The sequence below is a fragment of the Bradyrhizobium sp. DN3 genome (assembly GCF_041357655.1).
GTDB lineage: Bacteria > Pseudomonadota > Alphaproteobacteria > Rhizobiales > Xanthobacteraceae > Bradyrhizobium.
Genome location: NZ_JAULLN010000092.1, coordinates 1 through 747, shown reverse-complemented (window position 1 = coordinate 747; position 747 = coordinate 1). Strand labels below are relative to the sequence as shown.

Below are 747 nucleotides of genomic sequence, written 5' to 3'. Positions count from 1 at the left end.
CGAGCTCGAGGACGCGATCGACGTCGAGGACGACCATGAGCTGGCCGTCGAGGCGGTGGACGCCGCCGGCGAGCTTGGCCATGCGCGGATCGAGGTTGACGGGGTTTTCCTCCTTGCCGTCCTCGGGCAGGCGCAGCACCTCGCCGATCTGGTCGATCAAGAGGCCATAGGATTCACCGCGCAGGTCGACGCCGACCGCCATCGGCACCTTGCCGTCTTCGGCCTTGGGCAGGCCGAGCCGGGCGCGCATGTCGACCACGGTGACGATGCGGCCGCGCAGGTTCAGGACGCCGGCGATCTCGCGCGAGGACAGCGGCACGCGGGTGACGCGCTCGGGCATGAACACGTCCTGGACGCGGGAGATCGGCAGGCCGAACAGCTGGCCGCCGATCATCGCGGTGACGTATTCGACCATGGCGCCCTCGCTGGACTGGGTCTTGCTGCTCATCGATCTATCTCCTTGTCGCCCTTACGCCGCCGCCCGGCTCAGCTCGGAGGCGCCGGCGGCGCCCGCGGTCTGCTCCTTCAGCGCCGCGATCAGACCGGGACGGTCGAACTTGGCGACATAGTCGTGGAAGCCGGCCTGACGGCCGCGCTCGATCGCCGCCGGCGACACCAGCGCGGAGAGGCCGATGATCGGCATCGACCCCAGATTGTTGTCGGAGCGGATCAGTTCGGCGAACTCGAACCCGTTCATGTCGGGCATCTCGATGTCGGTCAGGACCACGTCAAAGCTCTGCGCGCGCA

At 68.4% G+C, this 747-nt stretch carries 2 protein-coding genes; both read right to left on the bottom strand.

Annotation, left to right across the window (positions count from 1 at the left end; all coding sequences use genetic code 11):
- The coding region (locus tag AAE027_RS39490) for a chemotaxis protein CheW (RefSeq protein ID WP_130221162.1) at positions 1-448 on the bottom strand (448 nt) is incomplete at its 3' end.
- 21 nt (positions 449-469) lie between these two features.
- A partial coding sequence (locus AAE027_RS39485) for a response regulator (RefSeq protein WP_370991182.1) occupies positions 470-747 on the bottom strand: 278 nt, incomplete at its 5' end.